The following is a 15,114-nucleotide window of genomic DNA, read 5'->3' as shown; positions in this document are numbered from 1 at the left end:
GACTCCCGCGCCGCCCGCACAGGTACTCCGCGCCGAAGGGGAGCACGATGGCAGGCAAGCCGCCCGAGGGTGATCCGGTCCAGGACGCGCCGCAGGTCTCGGCGCCCCCGCGCGCGGCGGCGGGGCTGCCCGCCGTGGCGCACACGCTGGGGGTCGCCCGGCGTCAGATGGGGGTGCGGCGCGCCGCCCGGGCCCTGCTCAAGGTCAATCAGAAGGACGGCTTCGACTGTCCGGGCTGCGCCTGGCCGGAGGAGGACCGGCGGCACACCGCGGAGTTCTGTGAGAACGGCGCGAAGGCGGTCGCCGAGGAGGCGACCCTGCGCCGGGTCACCCCCGATTTCTTCGCCGGGCACCCGCTCGCGGACCTGGCCGGGCGCAGCGGGTACTGGCTGGGGCAGCAGGGGCGGATCACCGAGCCGGTGTATCTGCCGCCGGGCGGGGACCGTTATGAACCGGTGACCTGGGAGCGGGCCTTCGAGATCATCGCCGAGGAGCTGACCGCGCTCTCCTCCCCCGACGAGGCGCTCTTCTACACCTCGGGCCGGACCAGCAATGAGGCCGCGTTCCTGTTGCAGCTCTTCGCCCGGGAGTTCGGCACCAACAATCTCCCCGACTGTTCCAACATGTGTCACGAGTCGTCCGGCTCCGCGCTCACCGAGACGCTCGGCGTCGGCAAGGGCAGTGTCTCCCTGGAGGATCTGCACCAGGCGGATCTGATCATCGTGGCGGGTCAGAATCCCGGTACCAACCATCCCCGGATGCTCTCCGCGCTGGAGAAGGCGAAAGCGGCGGGCGCGAGGATCATTTCGGTGAATCCACTGCCCGAGGCCGGCATGGAGAGGTTCAAGAACCCTCAGACGCCGCTCGGCATGATCAGGGGTGTCGCGCTCAACGACCTCTTCCTTCAGATCCGCATCGGCGGCGACCAGGCGCTGTTCCGGCTGTTGAACAAGCTGATCCTGGCCGAGGACGAGCGCGAGCACGAGAGCCCGGACGCGCCCGGGACCGCGGGGGTGCCCGGGACCGCGGGGGCCGCGGGAGGGGGCGCCGTCGACCGGGAGTTCGTACGGGAGCACACCCATGGCTTCGAGGAGTTCCGGGCCGCCGCCCGGGCCGCCGACTGGGAGGAGACGCTCGCCGCGACGGGGCTGGAGCGCTCGGACATCGAGCGGGCGCTGGCCATGGTGCTGGAGTCGAGACGGACCATCGTGTGCTGGGCGATGGGGCTCACCCAGCACAAGCATTCGGTGGCCACCATCCGCGAGGTGGTCAACTTTCTGCTGCTGCGCGGCGCGATCGGCCGGCCCGGCGCGGGCGTCTGTCCGGTGCGGGGGCACTCCAATGTGCAGGGCGACCGGACCATGGGGATCTTCGAGCGGCCCGCCCCGGCGTTCCTGGACGCCCTGGAGAAGGAGTTCGGCTTCGCGCCGCCGCGCCACCACGGCCTGGACGTCGTACGGTCCATCCGGGCGCTGCGCGACGGCGAGGCCAAGGTCTTCTTCGCCATGGGCGGGAACTTCGTCGCGGCGACCCCCGACACGGAGGTGACCGAGGCCGCGATCCGCCGGGCGCGGCTCACGGTGCACGTCTCGACCAAGCTGAACCGCTCCCACGCGGTGACGGGCCGCCGGGCGCTGATCCTGCCCACGCTGGGGCGCACCGACAAGGACGTCCAGGCGGGCGGGCGGCAGGTGGTCACGGTCGAGGACTCGATGGGGATGGTGCACGCCTCGCGCGGCAATCTCGCCCCGGCCGGTCCCTCGCTGCTCTCCGAGCCGGCGATCGTGGCACGGCTGGCGCGGGCGGTGCTCGGGCCGGCGTCGAGGACGCCGTGGGAGGAGTTCGAGCGGGACTACGGGACGATCCGCGACCGTATCTCCAGGGTGGTGCCGGGCTTTGAAGACTTCAACGCGAGGATCGCCCGCCCGGGGGGTTTCACGCTGCCGCACGCGCCGCGGGACGAGCGGCGGTTCCCCACGGCCACCGGGAAGGCGAACTTCACGGCCGCCCCCGTGGAGTATCCGAGGGTCCCCGAGGGCCGGCTGCTGCTCCAGACCCTGCGTTCGCACGATCAGTACAACACCACGATCTACGGTCTGGACGACCGCTACCGGGGCATCAAGGGGGGCCGCCGAGTGGTCCTGGTGCATCCGGAGGACGCGCGGGAGCTGGGGCTCGCGGACGGCTCGTACACCGATCTGGTCAGCGAGTGGAGGGACGGCGTGGAGCGGCGGGCCCCCGGTTTCCGGGTGGTGCACTATGCGACCGCGCGGGGCTGCGCGGCGGCGTACTACCCGGAGACCAATGTGCTGGTGCCGCTGGATTCCACCGCCGACACCAGCAACACCCCGGCGAGCAAGTCGGTGGTGGTCCGGTTCGAGCGGCCATGACCGGGTGGGCGGATCTCCGGGGCGGATCTCCGGGGCGGGCCGACGGAAAGAGACCTTGGCCTAAGCGTTCGCTCAGCCGGATGATATGACGGAGCCGACAGCACGCAAACGCAATCGGATCGGAGCCGGGCCCATGGGTGAGCAGTCAGCTGTGAAGTTCCCGCAAGAGGTCATCGATGAGTACGCGGCGCTCGGGGTGGATCTCCCCGCGCTCTTCTCGGCCGGTCATCTCGGCGACCGGATGGGGGTCGAGATCGTGGAGGCCTCGGCCGGGCGGGTCGTCGGGACCATGCCGGTGGAGGGCAACACCCAGCCGTACGGGCTGCTGCACGGCGGGGCCTCCGCCGTGCTGGCGGAGACCCTCGGGTCGATCGGGGCGATGCTGCACGGCGGCAGCACCAGGATCGCGGTCGGGGTGGACCTCAACTGCACCCACCACCGGGGCGCGCGCTCCGGTCTGGTCACGGGGGTGGCCACCCCGCTGCACCGGGGCCGGACGACGGCCACGTACGAGATCGTGATCACCGATGAGCAGGAGCGCAGGATCTGCACCGCCCGGCTCACCTGTCTGATCCGTGAGGTGTCGGCAGGCGACACCGGACGGACCCGCGAGAAGGACTGACCGGGTCAGGACGGTCCCGGGCGGCCCGTGCGCGAAGGGGCCGCCGGGGCCGGGGCGAAGAGCGCGGTCAGATCGTCGAGCCGGACCACGAGCAGCAGCACGACGGCCGCCGAGACGGCGGCGATGAGGCTTCCGCCGAGGTGCGGGGGCCAGCCGTCCGGGGCTCCGGCGGCCATGGCCGCGAGACCGCCGGTCCCGGCGAGGGCCAGCAGCAGATTGCGTACGACATGGACTGGCCCCAGCGGGGTGACCGAAGCGCCGAAGCAGCGGCAGGGCGCGCTCCGCCCCCGGCGCAGAGCGAGCACGATGCCCGCGGTGAGGGCGAGCAGCAGCAGGACCGCCAGGGCGAATCCGGCGAGTACGGTCGAGGACGGCACCAGCAGCACGACCACGGCCGCCTCCACGGCGGTCACCAGGACCGCCGCCGCCCGTGAGGCCCCGGCGGGCAGCAGCCGCAGCGCCGTGATCGAGGCGGCGAACTCCTGGAACGCCGCCCTGCCGCGCGCTTTCCCGACGAGCGCCACCGCGAAGACGCCGAAGAGCAGAATCCGGCACGCGAAGGCCGCGTAGGTCATCAGCACAGTTCCCTGCATCACAGCTCCCTGCATGGAGAAGACGTCAACAACGCGTGCGTACGGGCAGCCCGTCGACCGCCGGGCCATCACCCATGACACCCCATCACATCACCGAGCGTGATAATTCACCTCGTGCCCACAACTCCCCCACAACGCATACCCAGTTGGCCGAAGCATCCGTCACCCCCTCCCCTCACACCCCACGCCGGGGATGGCCTGAACCTCACCACTCACTCAACTCCCGGGCCCCATAAGACGCGTCCCGGCGCTCGCGACACAACCCCAGCCGCCCATCGGGCCCGCAAAGCCCCCTCTCGGCGGGCGATCGGGACGCGCCTCGCGGAGCCCCGGGAACTCCGGACACGCGACCGCCGGGCCGCCCGCCGCGAGAGCCCCGGCACCCCCGAGCCGCACCCGAGTCACACCCGAGCCGCACCCGCAAATAGTCACCTTCCGTAACCATCTCCGGTTCGGCCGATCCCGGCCCCGGACGAGCGTCCGCTCCCCGGACAGCACCCTTCCCCCTCACCCGGCACGGCGTCCGCCGTAAGCACCCAGATCTACCCAAGGCCCTTAGCGGAACTGGGAGTTCGAAGGTTTTGAACGCATGTTTAAAGCGCTTGGACGCCCGATCCGTCCCACTCCCACCGGCAACCATTGGCCTTGGCATAACAAGAGCGTCACATCCTGACGTCCGTAGTGACCCACTCCGGCGGCTGCGCCTAGAGTCACGGCCAGTCACCGCGCCGCCGGGCGCAGTCAGCACGGCCCGTGTACATCCGTACGGCCCGGCGACCAAACGGCACCTCAGGGGAGGGGCCGCGCCAGGGAAAGGACTTATCGTGCGAAACCGTTCCTTGCTCATACTCAGCGCCGTGGTCACCACGGGAGCCCTCACACTCACCGCCTGCGGATCGCGCGACGACGACAAGGGCTCCGGCGACAGCGGCGGGAAAACCACCGTGGTCATCGGCGTCGACGCCCCGCTGACGGGTTCCCTGTCCCCGCTCGGCCAGGGCATCAAGAACTCGGTGGACCTCGCGGTGAGGACCGCGAACAAGGAGAACGTGGTCCCCGGCGTCGAATTCAAGATCGAGTCCTATGACGACCAGGCCGTTCCCGCCTCGGGTCAGGCGAACGCCCAGAAGCTCGTGGGCGACAAGGAGGTGCTCGGCGTCGTCGGGCCGCTGAACTCCGGTGTCGCCCAGTCCATGCAGGGCGACTTCGCCAAGGCCAACCTCACCCAGGTCTCCCCGGCCAACACCAACCCGGCCCTCTCCCAGGGCGACAACTGGGCCAAGAACGAGAAGAAGCGGCCCTTCCCCACCTACTTCCGCACCACCACCACCGATGTGATCCAGGGCAAGTTCGCGGCCCAGTACCTGTACAACGACGCCAAGAAGCGGAAGGTCTTCGTCGTCGACGACAAGCAGACCTACGGCGCCGGCCTCGCCGCGATCTTCGCCGAGGAGTTCAAGCGCCTCGGCGGCACCGTCGTCGGCACCGACCATGTCACCGTGAAGGAGACCGACTTCTCCAGCACCGCCGACAAGGTCAAGTCCAAGGGCGCGGACTCGGTCTACTTCGGCGGCCAGCACCCCGAGGGCGGACTCCTCTCCGACCAGGTGAAGAAGGTCGGCGCGAAGGTCCCGACGATGGGCGGCGACGCACTGTACGACCCCGCGTACATCAGCGCCTCCGGCGAGTCCAACGACGGCGACATCTCGACCTCCGTCGGCTTCCCGATCGAGAAGCTCGACACCGCCAAGAAGTTCATCTCGGACTACGCGGCCCAGAACTACAAGGACCCGTACGGGGCGTACGGCGGCTACGCCTACGACGGCGCGTGGGCGATCGTCCAGGCCGTCAAGAACGTCGTCACGGAGAACGGCGGCAAGGTCCCGAGCGACGCCCGCGCCAAGGTCACCGAGGCCATGGGCAAGGTGACCTTCTCCGGTGTGACCGGCCAGGTCGGCTTCGACGAGTTCGGCGACACCACGAACAAGCAGCTCACCGTCAACACCGTGACGGCGGGCAAGTGGAAGGACGTCAAGAGCTCGACCTTCGAGGACTGACGACCGGCGGCCCCGGCCGCACAACTTCCGCACCAGCCGCGCGAGGGCGCAAACAGCGCCCTCGCGCGGAGTCATATCCGACACGCTCATCGGAGGCTCTGCGGTGAACGAACTGCCGCAACAGCTGGCGAACGGCCTCGCTCTTGGTGCCCTCTACGGTCTCATCGCCATCGGGTACACCATGGTCTACGGCATCGTGCAGCTCATCAACTTCGCCCACGGCGAGATATTCATGATCGGGGGCTTCGGCGCCCTCACCATCTATCTGTGGCTCCCCGGCGGAACCTCGCTGCTGCTGGCGATACCAGCAATGATCGTCGGCGGTGCCATCGCCTCCGTCGCCGTGGCGACCGCGGCGGAACGGTTCGCCTACCGGCCCCTGCGAGGGGCCCCCAGACTCGCCCCGCTGATCACCGCGATCGGTCTCTCCATCGTTCTCCAGCAGCTCGTCTGGAGCTTCTACCCCGACGCCACGAAGGCGAGGAGCTTCCCGGAGTTCACCGGCGAGTCCTTCCGGATCACCGATGATCTGATCCTCCAGCGCGCCGACGCCTTCGTGCTGGTGCTGGCCCCGCTGTGCATGCTGATCCTGGGCGTCTTCGTCTCCAAGAGCCGCAGCGGACGCGCCATGCAGGCCACCGCCCAGGACCCGGACACCGCCAAGCTGATGGGCATCAACACCGACCGGATCATCGTGATGGCCTTCGCCATCGGCGCGGCCTTCGCCGCCGTCGCGGCCGTCGCGTACGGACTGGACAAGGGCCAGATCAACTTCGAGATGGGCTTCATCCTCGGGCTGAAGGCGTTCACCGCCGCGGTCCTCGGAGGCATCGGCAACATCTACGGGGCCATGGTCGGCGGGGTCGTCCTGGGCCTCGCGGAGTCGCTGTCGATCGCCTACATCGAGGAGATCCCCGGCATGCAGCAGCTCGGCGGCGGGGCCTGGTCCAACGTGTGGGCATTCGTACTTCTCATCGTCGTGCTCCTCGTCAGGCCGCAGGGTCTGCTCGGCGAGCGCGTCGCGGATCGGGCGTGATCAGGATGACCACGGATCTCAGCAAGGACACCAAGGACACCTCGGCCGCCCCGGCGGCGGACCGCTCCTCCCGCACCACCGCGCTGCTCCGGCTGATCGCGGCCGGCGGCCTCGCCACCGTCGTGAGCACCTTTCTGGCCTGGACCTACACCAGCGAGTTCCCCGGCGATCTGACCGTCTACGGCTACCCCGCGGGACTCCAGGTGCTGACCCTGGTGGCGGGCGCGCTGGTGGCCCTGTACGCGCTGGCCGCACTGGGGCTCAAGGGCCTGCGAGGGCTCGCCCCCGCCGGGGCCGCCAAGGCGCTGCGGCTGCTGGCGCTCGGCGCGTTCGGCACCGTCTGGTACACCGTCCTCGCGATCGCCGTCCAGCTCGGCGGGCTGGTCAACCTCGAACCCGGCGGCTTCGTCGCGGCGGCGGCCTCGGCCGTCCCCCTGGCCGCCTTCCTCCTCCCCGACGACACCCGTCAGGCCCCGCGCGCGCGGGAACTCCCCTCCTGGGCCGAGATCCTGATCATCGTGGCGGTCTTCGGCATCGGCATGTACGCGATCACCTACGGCATCGACACCGAGGACCCCGAACTCTTCATCGGGTATCTGATCACCGCGGGGTTCGCCGTGGGCGGGCTCATCAGGGCGGGTGCGATCGCCCGGCTGTCGGCGCTCACCGCCAAGCACCGCCAGGTCACGGTCGTCGCCGCCTTCGCGGCCGCCGCGGCCTTCCCGTTCACCCAGAACACCGACACGTACACGCTCATCGCGGTCAACATCCTCATCTTCGCGACCGTCGCCCTGGGTCTGAACATCGTCGTCGGCCTGGCCGGGCTGCTGGACCTCGGGTACGTCGCCTTCCTCGGCGTCGGCGCGTACACCGCCGCGCTGGTCTCCGGGTCGACGGCCTCCGCCTTCGACGTGCGGTTCCCGTTCTGGGCCTCCGTGCTCACCGGCGCGGTGGTCTCGCTGATCTTCGGGGTGGTCATCGGGGCGCCGACCCTGCGGCTGCGCGGCGACTATCTCGCCATCGTCACACTCGGCTTTGGAGAGATCTTCCGGATCGCGATGGGCAATCTCGACGGTGTCTCCGGGCCTCGGGTCACCAACGGCCCCAACGGCATCCCCAACATCCCCGATCTGGAGTTCTTCGGCTACGACTTCGGGGAATCGCACACCGTCCTCGGCATCGAGCTGGGCAGTTACGCCAACTACTACCTGCTGATGCTGCTGGCGATGGTCCTGGTCGTGGTGGTCTTCAGCCGGGCGGGCAGCTCCCGGATCGGCCGCGCCTGGGTCGCCATCCGCGAGGACGAGACCGCGGCGACCGCGATGGGCATCAACGGCTTCCGGGTCAAGCTGATCGCCTTCGCCCTCGGGGCGACGCTGGCCGGTCTCGCCGGAACCGTACAGGCGCATGTCCAGCACACCGTGGTACCCGAGATGTACCAGTTCGCCGGGCCGGTCCCGCCCAACTCGGCCTTCCTGCTGGCGGCCGTGATCCTCGGCGGCATGGGCACGGTCAGCGGTCCGCTGCTGGGCGCGACGCTGCTGTACATGATCCCGGCGAAGCTCCAGTTCCTCCAGGACTACCAGCTCCTGGGCTTCGGCATCGCACTGATCCTGCTGATGCGGTTCCGCCCCGAGGGGCTGATCGCCAACCGCCGCGCACAGCTGGAGTACCACGAGTCCGATCAGTCCGACGCGCCGGACAAGGGGCTGTCCGGGTCCGGCGTCGGCGTCGGCGTCACCAAGGCGGGGGCGTGAACACCATGACGACGACGACCACCATCGGCGGTACGGCGTCCGCCGTGCCCGTGCTGGAGGCCACCGGGGTCACCATGAGGTTCGGCGGACTGGTCGCCGTACGCTCGGTGGATCTCACGGTGGGGGCGGGCGAGATCGTCGGTCTCATCGGCCCCAACGGCGCCGGCAAGACCACCTTCTTCAACTGCCTCACCGGCCTCTATGTCCCCACCGAGGGCAGGGTCAGCTACCGGGGCGGGGTGCTGCCGCCCAAGCCGCATCTGGTCACCCGGGCGGGAGTGGCCCGTACCTTCCAGAACATCCGGCTCTTCCCCAATATGACGGTCCTGGAGAACGTCCTGGTGGGACGGCACACCCGGACCAAGGAGGGGCTCTGGTCGGCGCTGGTGCGCGGCCCCGGCTTCAAACGGGCCGAGGCCACCTCGCACGAACGCGCCATGGAGCTGCTGGAATTCATCGGACTGGCGCACAAGGCCGACCATCTCTCCCGCAATCTGCCCTACGGCGAGCAGCGCAAGCTGGAGATCGCGCGGGCGCTGGCGAGCGACCCGGGGCTGCTGCTGCTGGACGAGCCGACGGCCGGGATGAATCCGCAGGAGACCCGGGCCGCCGAGGAACTGATCTTCGCCATCCGGGACCAGGGCATCGCGATCCTGGTCATCGAGCACGACATGCGCTTCATCTTCAATCTCTGCGACCGGGTGGCCTGTCTGGTCCAGGGCGAGAAGCTGGTCGAGGGGACCCCCGAGGCGGTCCAGGGCGACGAGCGGGTCGTCGCGGCCTATCTCGGCACCCCCTTCGAGGGCGCGCCGGGCGCGGAGGAGGTCGCCGAGGTCGAGGCGGCCGAAGCACACAGCGCCACCGGGACCGGCGGCACCACCAGCCCGGAGGGGGAAGCTCAGTGAGCGCACTGCTGGAGGTCGAGGACCTCAGGGTCGCGTACGGCAAGATCGAGGCCGTGAAGGGCATCTCCTTCCAGGTCGAGGCGGGTCAGGTGGTGACCCTGATCGGCACCAACGGCGCGGGGAAGACCACCACCCTGCGTACGCTCTCGGGGCTGCTGAAGCCCTCCGCCGGGCGGATCGTCTTCGACGGCAGGCCGCTCGGCTCCGTACCCGCGCACAAGATCGTGGCGCTGGGGCTGGCGCACTCCCCCGAGGGCCGGCATATCTTCCCCCGGCTGACGATCACCGAGAATCTCCAGCTCGGGGCGTTTCTCCGGTCCGACAAGGCGGGGATCGCCAAGGACATCCAGCGGGCTTACGAGCTGTTCCCGATTCTGGGCGAGCGCAGCCGTCAGGCGGCGGGCACCCTCTCCGGCGGTGAGCAGCAGATGCTGGCCATGGGGCGGGCGCTGATGTCCCGGCCGAAGCTGCTGATGCTGGACGAGCCCTCGATGGGGCTCTCCCCGATCATGATGCAGAAGATCATGTCGACCATCGGCGAGCTGCGGTCGCAGGGCACCACGATTCTGCTGGTCGAGCAGAACGCGCAGGCCGCGCTCTCGCTCGCCGATCAGGGGCATGTGATGGAGGTGGGCAGCATCGTGCTGTCCGGCGCGGGCCGGGATCTGCTGGTGGACGAGTCGGTCCGCAAGGCCTATCTCGGCGAGGACTGATCCGTACCCCGTCTTACGCACGGCAGGGCCCGCGTTCCCGAGGGGGCGCGGGCCCTGCCGTGTGTAAGGGGAAAGAGCTACTGGCCCTTGGCCGCCTTCTTCTCCTCGGCGTCCTGGATGACCGCCTCGGCGACCTGCTGCATGGAGAGCCGGCGGTCCATCGAGGTCTTCTGGATCCAGCGGAACGCGGCCGGCTCGTTGAGCCCGTACTCGGTCTGGAGGATGGACTTGGCCCTGTCCACCAGCTTGCGGGTCTCCAGCCGCTGGGAGAGGTCGGCGACCTCCTTCTCCAGGGCCTTCAGCTCGGTGAAGCGGGAGACGGCCATCTCGATGGCGGGCACCACGTCGCTCTTGCTGAACGGCTTCACCAGGTAGGCCATCGCGCCGGCGTCCCGGGCCCGCTCGACCAGATCGCGCTGGGAGAAGGCGGTCAGCATCAGCACAGGCGCGATGGACTCCTCGGCGATCTTCTCGGCCGCGGAGATGCCGTCGAGTACGGGCATCTTCACATCGAGGATCACCAGATCGGGGCGGTGCTCACGGGCGAGTTCGACGGCCCGCTGGCCGTCTCCGGCCTCGCCGACGACCGCGTACCCCTCCTCCTCCAGCATCTCTTTGAGATCGAGCCTGATGAGGGCCTCGTCCTCCGCGATCACCACACGGGTCGTCAGCGGAGGAATGTGCGACGTGTCCTTGTCGACATGCGACGGGTCGTCGTCGGAGGCGGGCTGGGGCGAGTCGGGGGCGCTCACGGGACTCCTCATTCCAAGGCAGGGTGCTCCCCATGAGACTACCCAGCTCCTGTATGGTTGGGGCACGAAGGGTGCCCGCCACCCTTCGTTTCCAAGGGCACCCCGGTAGCCCAGCGGTAGAGGCAGTGGTCTCAAACACCATCCAGCGTGGGTTCGAATCCCACCCGGGGTACTTTACCTGGATTTCCAAGGTCACGACGGAGGCCCCTCTTTCGAGGGGCCTCAGCGCATTCATCCGGGCAGTTCGTCCTCGCCGATGTGATGCACCCGGACCAGATTGGTGGAGCCGGCCACTCCGGGCGGGGAGCCCGCCGTGATCACCACGATGTCGCCCGGCTCGCAGCGGCCGATCCTCAGCAGCTCCTCGTCCACCTGGGCCACCATGGCGTCGGTGGACTCCACCCTCGGCCCGAGGAAGGTCTCGACGCCCCAGGTCAGATTGAGCTGGGAGCGGGTGGCCGGGTCCGGGGTGAAGGCCAGCAGCGGGATCGGCGAGCGATAGCGGGAGAGCCGCTTGACGGTGTCTCCGGACTGGGTGAAGGCCACCAGGAACTTCGCGCCCAGGAAGTCGCCCATGTCCGCCGCCGCCCTGGCCACCGCGCCGCCCTGGGTACGGGGCTTGTTCCGCTCGTTCAGCGGGGGCAGGCCCTTGGCGAGCACGTCCTCCTCCGCGGCCGTCACGATCCGGCTCATCGTGCGCACCGTCTCCACCGGGTACTTGCCGACGCTGGTCTCGCCGGAGAGCATCACCGCGTCGGTGCCGTCGATGACCGCGTTGGCCACGTCCGAGGCCTCGGCGCGGGTGGGCCGGGAGTTCTCGATCATCGAGTCCAGCATCTGGGTGGCGACGATGACCGGCTTGGCGTTGCGCCGGGCGAGCTTGATCGCCCGCTTCTGGACGATCGGCACCTGCTCCAGCGGCATCTCCACCCCGAGATCCCCCCGGGCGACCATGATGCCGTCGAACGCGGCCACGATGTCGTCGATGTTCTCGACGGCCTGCGGCTTCTCGACCTTGGCGATGACCGGGACGCGCCGGCCCTCCTCGTCCATCACACGGTGGACGTCCTCGATGTCCCGGCCGCTGCGGACGAAGGAGAGCGCGATGACGTCCGCGCCGATGCGCAGCGCCCAGCGGAGGTCCTGGATGTCCTTCTCCGACAGGGCGGGCACGGAGACCGCGACGCCGGGGAGGTTCAGCCCCTTGTGGTCGGAGACCATCCCGCCCTCGACGACGGTGGTGCGCACCCGGGGGCCGTCGACCGAGGTCACCTCAAGGGTGACCTTGCCGTCGTCCACGAGGATGCGCTCCCCCTCGGTGACATCGCCGGCCAGACCCGGGTAGGTGGTGCCGCAGAGACCCCGGTCGCCCTCGACGTCCTCGACGGTGATGACGAACTCGTCGCCGCGTTCAAGGAGTACGGGGCCTTCGCTGAATCGGCCGAGCCGAATCTTCGGGCCTTGAAGGTCGGCCAGTACGCCGACGCTGCGACCGGTCTCGTCGGACGCCTTGCGCACACGGTGGTAGCGCTCTTCGTGATCCGCGTACGAGCCGTGGCTGAGATTGAATCGGGCCACATCCATTCCGGCCTCGACCAATGCCTTGATCTGGTCGTATGAGTCGGTGGCTGGGCCCAGGGTACAGACGATTTTCGCTCGGCGCATGAACCGAGACTATGCCTTACCAGCCGGTAGGGAATTGGCAACGCATGACTACTCAACAACCTCTGAATGAAAGGTTGTTGACAAGTGTTGAATTGTGCGCAAGGCCGCTCCGATGAGCAATTCTCCTGCCGGGAAACCCCCGTGCCCGGGGATGCCGCCGGTATGTCTCACAGCTCCGGCGGGGTCATCGTGAAGCGCGCGGTGACCTGTGCGTGGACCGTCTGCCGCTGCGGTTCGAGATCGAGGGCGGGGGCGGACTTGACGGACTCCGTCCCCGCGTAGGCGGCCATGCGCATCGTCCCGCCCCTCGGGACGCCGTACGGCGTCCCGTTCTCCGCGCCGAGATCCGCCAGCTCCACCAGGGCGGCCAGCCGCGCCCCCAGCGCCCCGGCGTACTCACGGGCCCGCCGCACGGCCTCCCGTACCGCCGTGCGACGGGCCTCGCCATGGGCCGGCGAGTCCGGGCGCAGCGCCCACCAGGGGCCTTCGACCGAGGTCAGCTCCAGATCGGCGAGCCGGGTGGTGAGTTCGCCGAGCGCGGTGAAGTCGCCCAGCTCGGCGGTGACGCGGACACTGCCGTGGTACGCCCTCACCCGCTCGCCCCGCCCGTGCCGGGTCAGCTGGGGGCTGATGGAGAACGCTCCGGTCTCCAGCCTCTCCACCGCCTCGCCATAGGACTTGATCAGGTCCAGTACGGCCGCGTTGCGGCGGGTGAGGTCCTCCAGCGCCCCCCGCCGGTCCACACCGCGCGCGCTGACGACGACGCCGAGCCGGGCGATCTCCGGGTCGACCTCCAGCCGGGCTTCTCCGATGACCGCCACCCTGGGCGTCTCGGGGGTGCCGTACGGCGCGGCGGGTGTTCCGTGCGGGGCTGCGGGGGCGGATGCGTCGATGGTCACGGAAGGCTCCCTCGTACGGTGTGGGTGTACGCACACTGTCGCATCCCGCACGGGCGAAGTGGCCTCAGGTGGTGCGGGCGAGGCGGGCGGGGGGCCGGTCGGGGAGTTCCGGGCCGACGGGGCGGTTCATGCCGAAGCTGGTGAAGGCGGTGCGGCGCGGCATCGGGTAGGGGGCCTTGCCGGTGAGCGAGTTGAGGATGGCGGCGGCGCGCCAGGCGGTGAGGCCGAGGTCGGGGGCGCCGACGCCGTGGGTGTGGGTCTCCGCGTTCTGCACATAGACGGATCCGGTCACCTCGCTGTCGAGGATCAGCCGGTAGTCGCTGTCGACGCGGAGGCGGCCGGAGGAGTCGTGGCGCAGATACGGGGTGAGTCCGGCGAGCAGCGGGCCCGGCGGGCGGTCGCGGTAGCCGGTGGCGAGGACGACGGCGTCGGTGGTGAGGCAGGAGCGGGCGGACTGCTGGCGGTGCTCCAGATGGAGTTCGACCTTGGTGGTGGCGATCCGTCCGGCGGTGCGGACGGTGACACCGGGGGTGATCACGGCGTCGGGCCAGCCGCCGTGCAGGGTGTGCCGGTACAGCTCGTCGTGGATGGCGGCGATGGTGCCCGCGTCGATGCCCTTGTGGAGCTGCCACTGCCGGGGGACGAGTTCGTCGCGGGTCTGTTCGGGCAGGGCGTGGAAGTAGCGGGTGTAGTCGGGGGTGAAGTGCTCCAGGCCGAGTTTCGAGTACTCCATCGGCGCGAAGGACTCGGTCCGGGAGAGCCAGTGGATCGCCTCGGCCCCCGGGGTGCGGCGGCGGAGCAGATCGAGGAAGACCTCGGCTCCCGACTGCCCGGATCCGATGACGGTGACATGTTCGCAGGCGAGCACCCGGTCGCGGCTGTCGAGATAGTCGCTGGAGTGGACGACCGCCACGGAGGGGGAGCTGACCAGGGGTCTGAGCGCTTCGGGGACATACGGTTCGCTGCCGACGCCGAGGACGACGTTACGTGCGTGGGCGCGGCCCGCGGTCTCCGGTTCGCCGTCGAGGCCGAGTTGGGTGAAGTCGACCTCGAACAGTTCGGTCCCGGGGTTCCAGCGCACCGCGTCGACCCGGTGGCCGAAGTGGAGACCGGGGAGGTTGTCGCTGACCCAGCGGCAGTAGGCGTCGTACTCGGCGCGGTGGATGTGGAAGTTCTGGGCGAAGTAGAAGGGGTAGAGGCGTTCGCGGGAGCGCAGATAGCGCAGAAAGCTCCAGGGGCTGGCGGGGTCGGCGAGGGTGACCAGGTCGGCGAGGAAGGGGACCTGGAGGGTCGCTCCGTCGATCAGCAGGCCGGAGTGCCAGCTGAAGTTCCGGCGCTGCTCGAAGAAGGCGGTGGCGAGCCCTCCCGGGACGCCGTCGGCGAGCGCGGCGAGGGAGAGGTTGGCCGGGCCGACGCCGATGCCGACGAGGTCATGGGGCTGGTCGAGTTCGGTTGCGGGCATGGCGGTCATGGGGGGTGCTGCCTTCCACGAGTTCGATCAGTTGTGCGGGGGCGCCCCGGGGGACCCCGGGACGCCTTCAGCCGCGGCCGGGCGCGTGACGGCGCCGCACGGCGCTGCACGGCACTGCCCTCGGGGGCGGGGAGTGCGGGGGTGGGGGGGCTCCTCGTTGGACGCGGGGGGGGGTTCCTCCTGGGGGTGGAGGGGGGCGTGTGTGGGGTTCAACGAGTGGGGGGTGCGGGGGGGATCGGGGGATTTCGCCCCTT

At 69.7% G+C, this 15,114-nt stretch carries 12 protein-coding genes and 1 tRNA gene; 8 read left to right on the top strand and 5 right to left on the bottom strand.

All coding sequences use genetic code 11. The features are described from left to right. The first annotated feature begins 47 nt into the window (after positions 1-47). Together IE247_RS20700 and IE247_RS20695 are read left to right on the top strand one after the other, a co-directional pair. Positions 48-2,390 carry an FdhF/YdeP family oxidoreductase gene (locus tag IE247_RS20700; protein ID WP_190124700.1) on the top strand — a complete coding sequence of 781 codons (2,343 nt, stop codon included), beginning with the start codon at positions 48-50 and terminating at the stop codon, positions 2,388-2,390. Positions 2,391-2,523: 133 nt separating this feature from the next. Further along, positions 2,524-3,012, top strand: coding sequence for a PaaI family thioesterase (locus IE247_RS20695; protein WP_190124699.1), 489 nt, complete (start codon positions 2,524-2,526; stop codon positions 3,010-3,012). A gap of 5 nt (positions 3,013-3,017) precedes the next feature. On the opposite strand, the gene IE247_RS20690 is transcribed toward IE247_RS20695, so the two are convergent. Continuing rightward, entirely contained in the window at positions 3,018-3,605 is a 588-nt protein-coding gene (locus tag IE247_RS20690) for a MauE/DoxX family redox-associated membrane protein (RefSeq protein ID WP_190124698.1), read from the bottom strand. 824 nt (positions 3,606-4,429) lie between these two features. Here IE247_RS20690 and IE247_RS20685 point away from each other — a divergent pair. The 5 genes from IE247_RS20685 (at position 4,430) to IE247_RS20665 (ending at position 10,073) form a co-directional block, all read left to right on the top strand. Then, on the top strand, positions 4,430-5,662 hold the full coding sequence (locus IE247_RS20685; RefSeq protein WP_190124697.1) for a branched-chain amino acid ABC transporter substrate-binding protein: 1,233 nt from the start codon (positions 4,430-4,432) through the stop codon (positions 5,660-5,662). 103 nt (positions 5,663-5,765) lie between these two features. After that, positions 5,766-6,698: a branched-chain amino acid ABC transporter permease gene (locus tag IE247_RS20680; protein WP_190124696.1), complete on the top strand. Its 933-nt coding sequence runs from the start codon at positions 5,766-5,768 to the stop codon at positions 6,696-6,698. A 5-nt stretch (positions 6,699-6,703) separates the two neighbouring features. Beyond that, positions 6,704-8,455 (top strand): branched-chain amino acid ABC transporter permease, encoded by a 1,752-nt coding sequence (locus IE247_RS20675; RefSeq protein ID WP_190124695.1) that lies wholly within the window; start codon positions 6,704-6,706, stop codon positions 8,453-8,455. Positions 8,456-8,460: 5 nt separating this feature from the next. Next, positions 8,461-9,360 carry an ABC transporter ATP-binding protein gene (locus IE247_RS20670; RefSeq protein WP_190124694.1) on the top strand — a complete coding sequence of 300 codons (900 nt, stop codon included), beginning with the start codon at positions 8,461-8,463 and terminating at the stop codon, positions 9,358-9,360. Continuing rightward, positions 9,357-10,073: an ABC transporter ATP-binding protein gene (locus IE247_RS20665; RefSeq protein WP_190124693.1), complete on the top strand. Its 717-nt coding sequence runs from the start codon at positions 9,357-9,359 to the stop codon at positions 10,071-10,073. Before IE247_RS20670 ends, IE247_RS20665 begins: the two co-directional genes overlap by 4 nt. Before the next feature lie 77 nt (positions 10,074-10,150). Here IE247_RS20665 and IE247_RS20660 read toward each other — a convergent pair whose 3' ends face one another. After that, on the bottom strand, positions 10,151-10,825 hold the full coding sequence (locus tag IE247_RS20660) for an ANTAR domain-containing response regulator (protein WP_190124692.1): 675 nt from the start codon (positions 10,823-10,825) through the stop codon (positions 10,151-10,153). Positions 10,826-10,924: 99 nt separating this feature from the next. Here IE247_RS20660 and IE247_RS20655 point away from each other — a divergent pair. Continuing rightward, a tRNA-Leu gene (locus IE247_RS20655) sits at positions 10,925-10,997 on the top strand. A 59-nt stretch (positions 10,998-11,056) separates the two neighbouring features. Here the strand turns inward: IE247_RS20655 and pyk are convergent. The 3 genes from pyk to IE247_RS20640 form a co-directional block, all read right to left on the bottom strand. Next, positions 11,057-12,490, bottom strand: coding sequence for a pyruvate kinase (pyk, locus tag IE247_RS20650; protein ID WP_190124691.1), 1,434 nt, complete (start codon positions 12,488-12,490; stop codon positions 11,057-11,059). Between the two features lie 167 nt (positions 12,491-12,657). Further along, on the bottom strand, positions 12,658-13,389 hold the full coding sequence (locus IE247_RS20645; protein WP_190124690.1) for an SIMPL domain-containing protein: 732 nt from the start codon (positions 13,387-13,389) through the stop codon (positions 12,658-12,660). A 64-nt stretch (positions 13,390-13,453) separates the two neighbouring features. Next, positions 13,454-14,860 carry a lysine N(6)-hydroxylase/L-ornithine N(5)-oxygenase family protein gene (locus tag IE247_RS20640; protein WP_190124689.1) on the bottom strand — a complete coding sequence of 469 codons (1,407 nt, stop codon included), beginning with the start codon at positions 14,858-14,860 and terminating at the stop codon, positions 13,454-13,456. Positions 14,861-15,114 lie beyond the last annotated feature (254 nt).

It is taken from the genome of Streptomyces inusitatus, assembly GCF_014651115.1.
Taxonomy (GTDB): Bacteria; Actinomycetota; Actinomycetes; order Streptomycetales; family Streptomycetaceae; genus Streptomyces; species Streptomyces amakusaensis.
Note: the sequence above shows the minus strand (reverse complement) of the source record. Positions and strands in the feature narration are given on the sequence as shown.

Bases quoted from the DNA above. Each gene is read 5' to 3' on its own strand.
- IE247_RS20700 (WP_190124700.1), top strand. From the start codon at position 48: ATGGCAGGCAAGCCGCCCGAGGGTGATCCGGTCCAGGACGCGCCGCAG.
- IE247_RS20695 (WP_190124699.1), top strand. From the start codon at position 2,524: ATGGGTGAGCAGTCAGCTGTGAAGTTCCCGCAAGAGGTCATCGATGAG.
- IE247_RS20690 (WP_190124698.1), bottom strand. From the start codon at position 3,605: ATGCAGGGAACTGTGCTGATGACCTACGCGGCCTTCGCGTGCCGGATT.
- IE247_RS20675 (WP_190124695.1), top strand. From the start codon at position 6,704: ATGACCACGGATCTCAGCAAGGACACCAAGGACACCTCGGCCGCCCCG.
- IE247_RS20670 (WP_190124694.1), top strand. From the start codon at position 8,461: ATGACGACGACGACCACCATCGGCGGTACGGCGTCCGCCGTGCCCGTG.
- pyk (WP_190124691.1), bottom strand. From the start codon at position 12,490: ATGCGCCGAGCGAAAATCGTCTGTACCCTGGGCCCAGCCACCGACTCA.
- IE247_RS20640 (WP_190124689.1), bottom strand. From the start codon at position 14,860: ATGACCGCCATGCCCGCAACCGAACTCGACCAGCCCCATGACCTCGTC.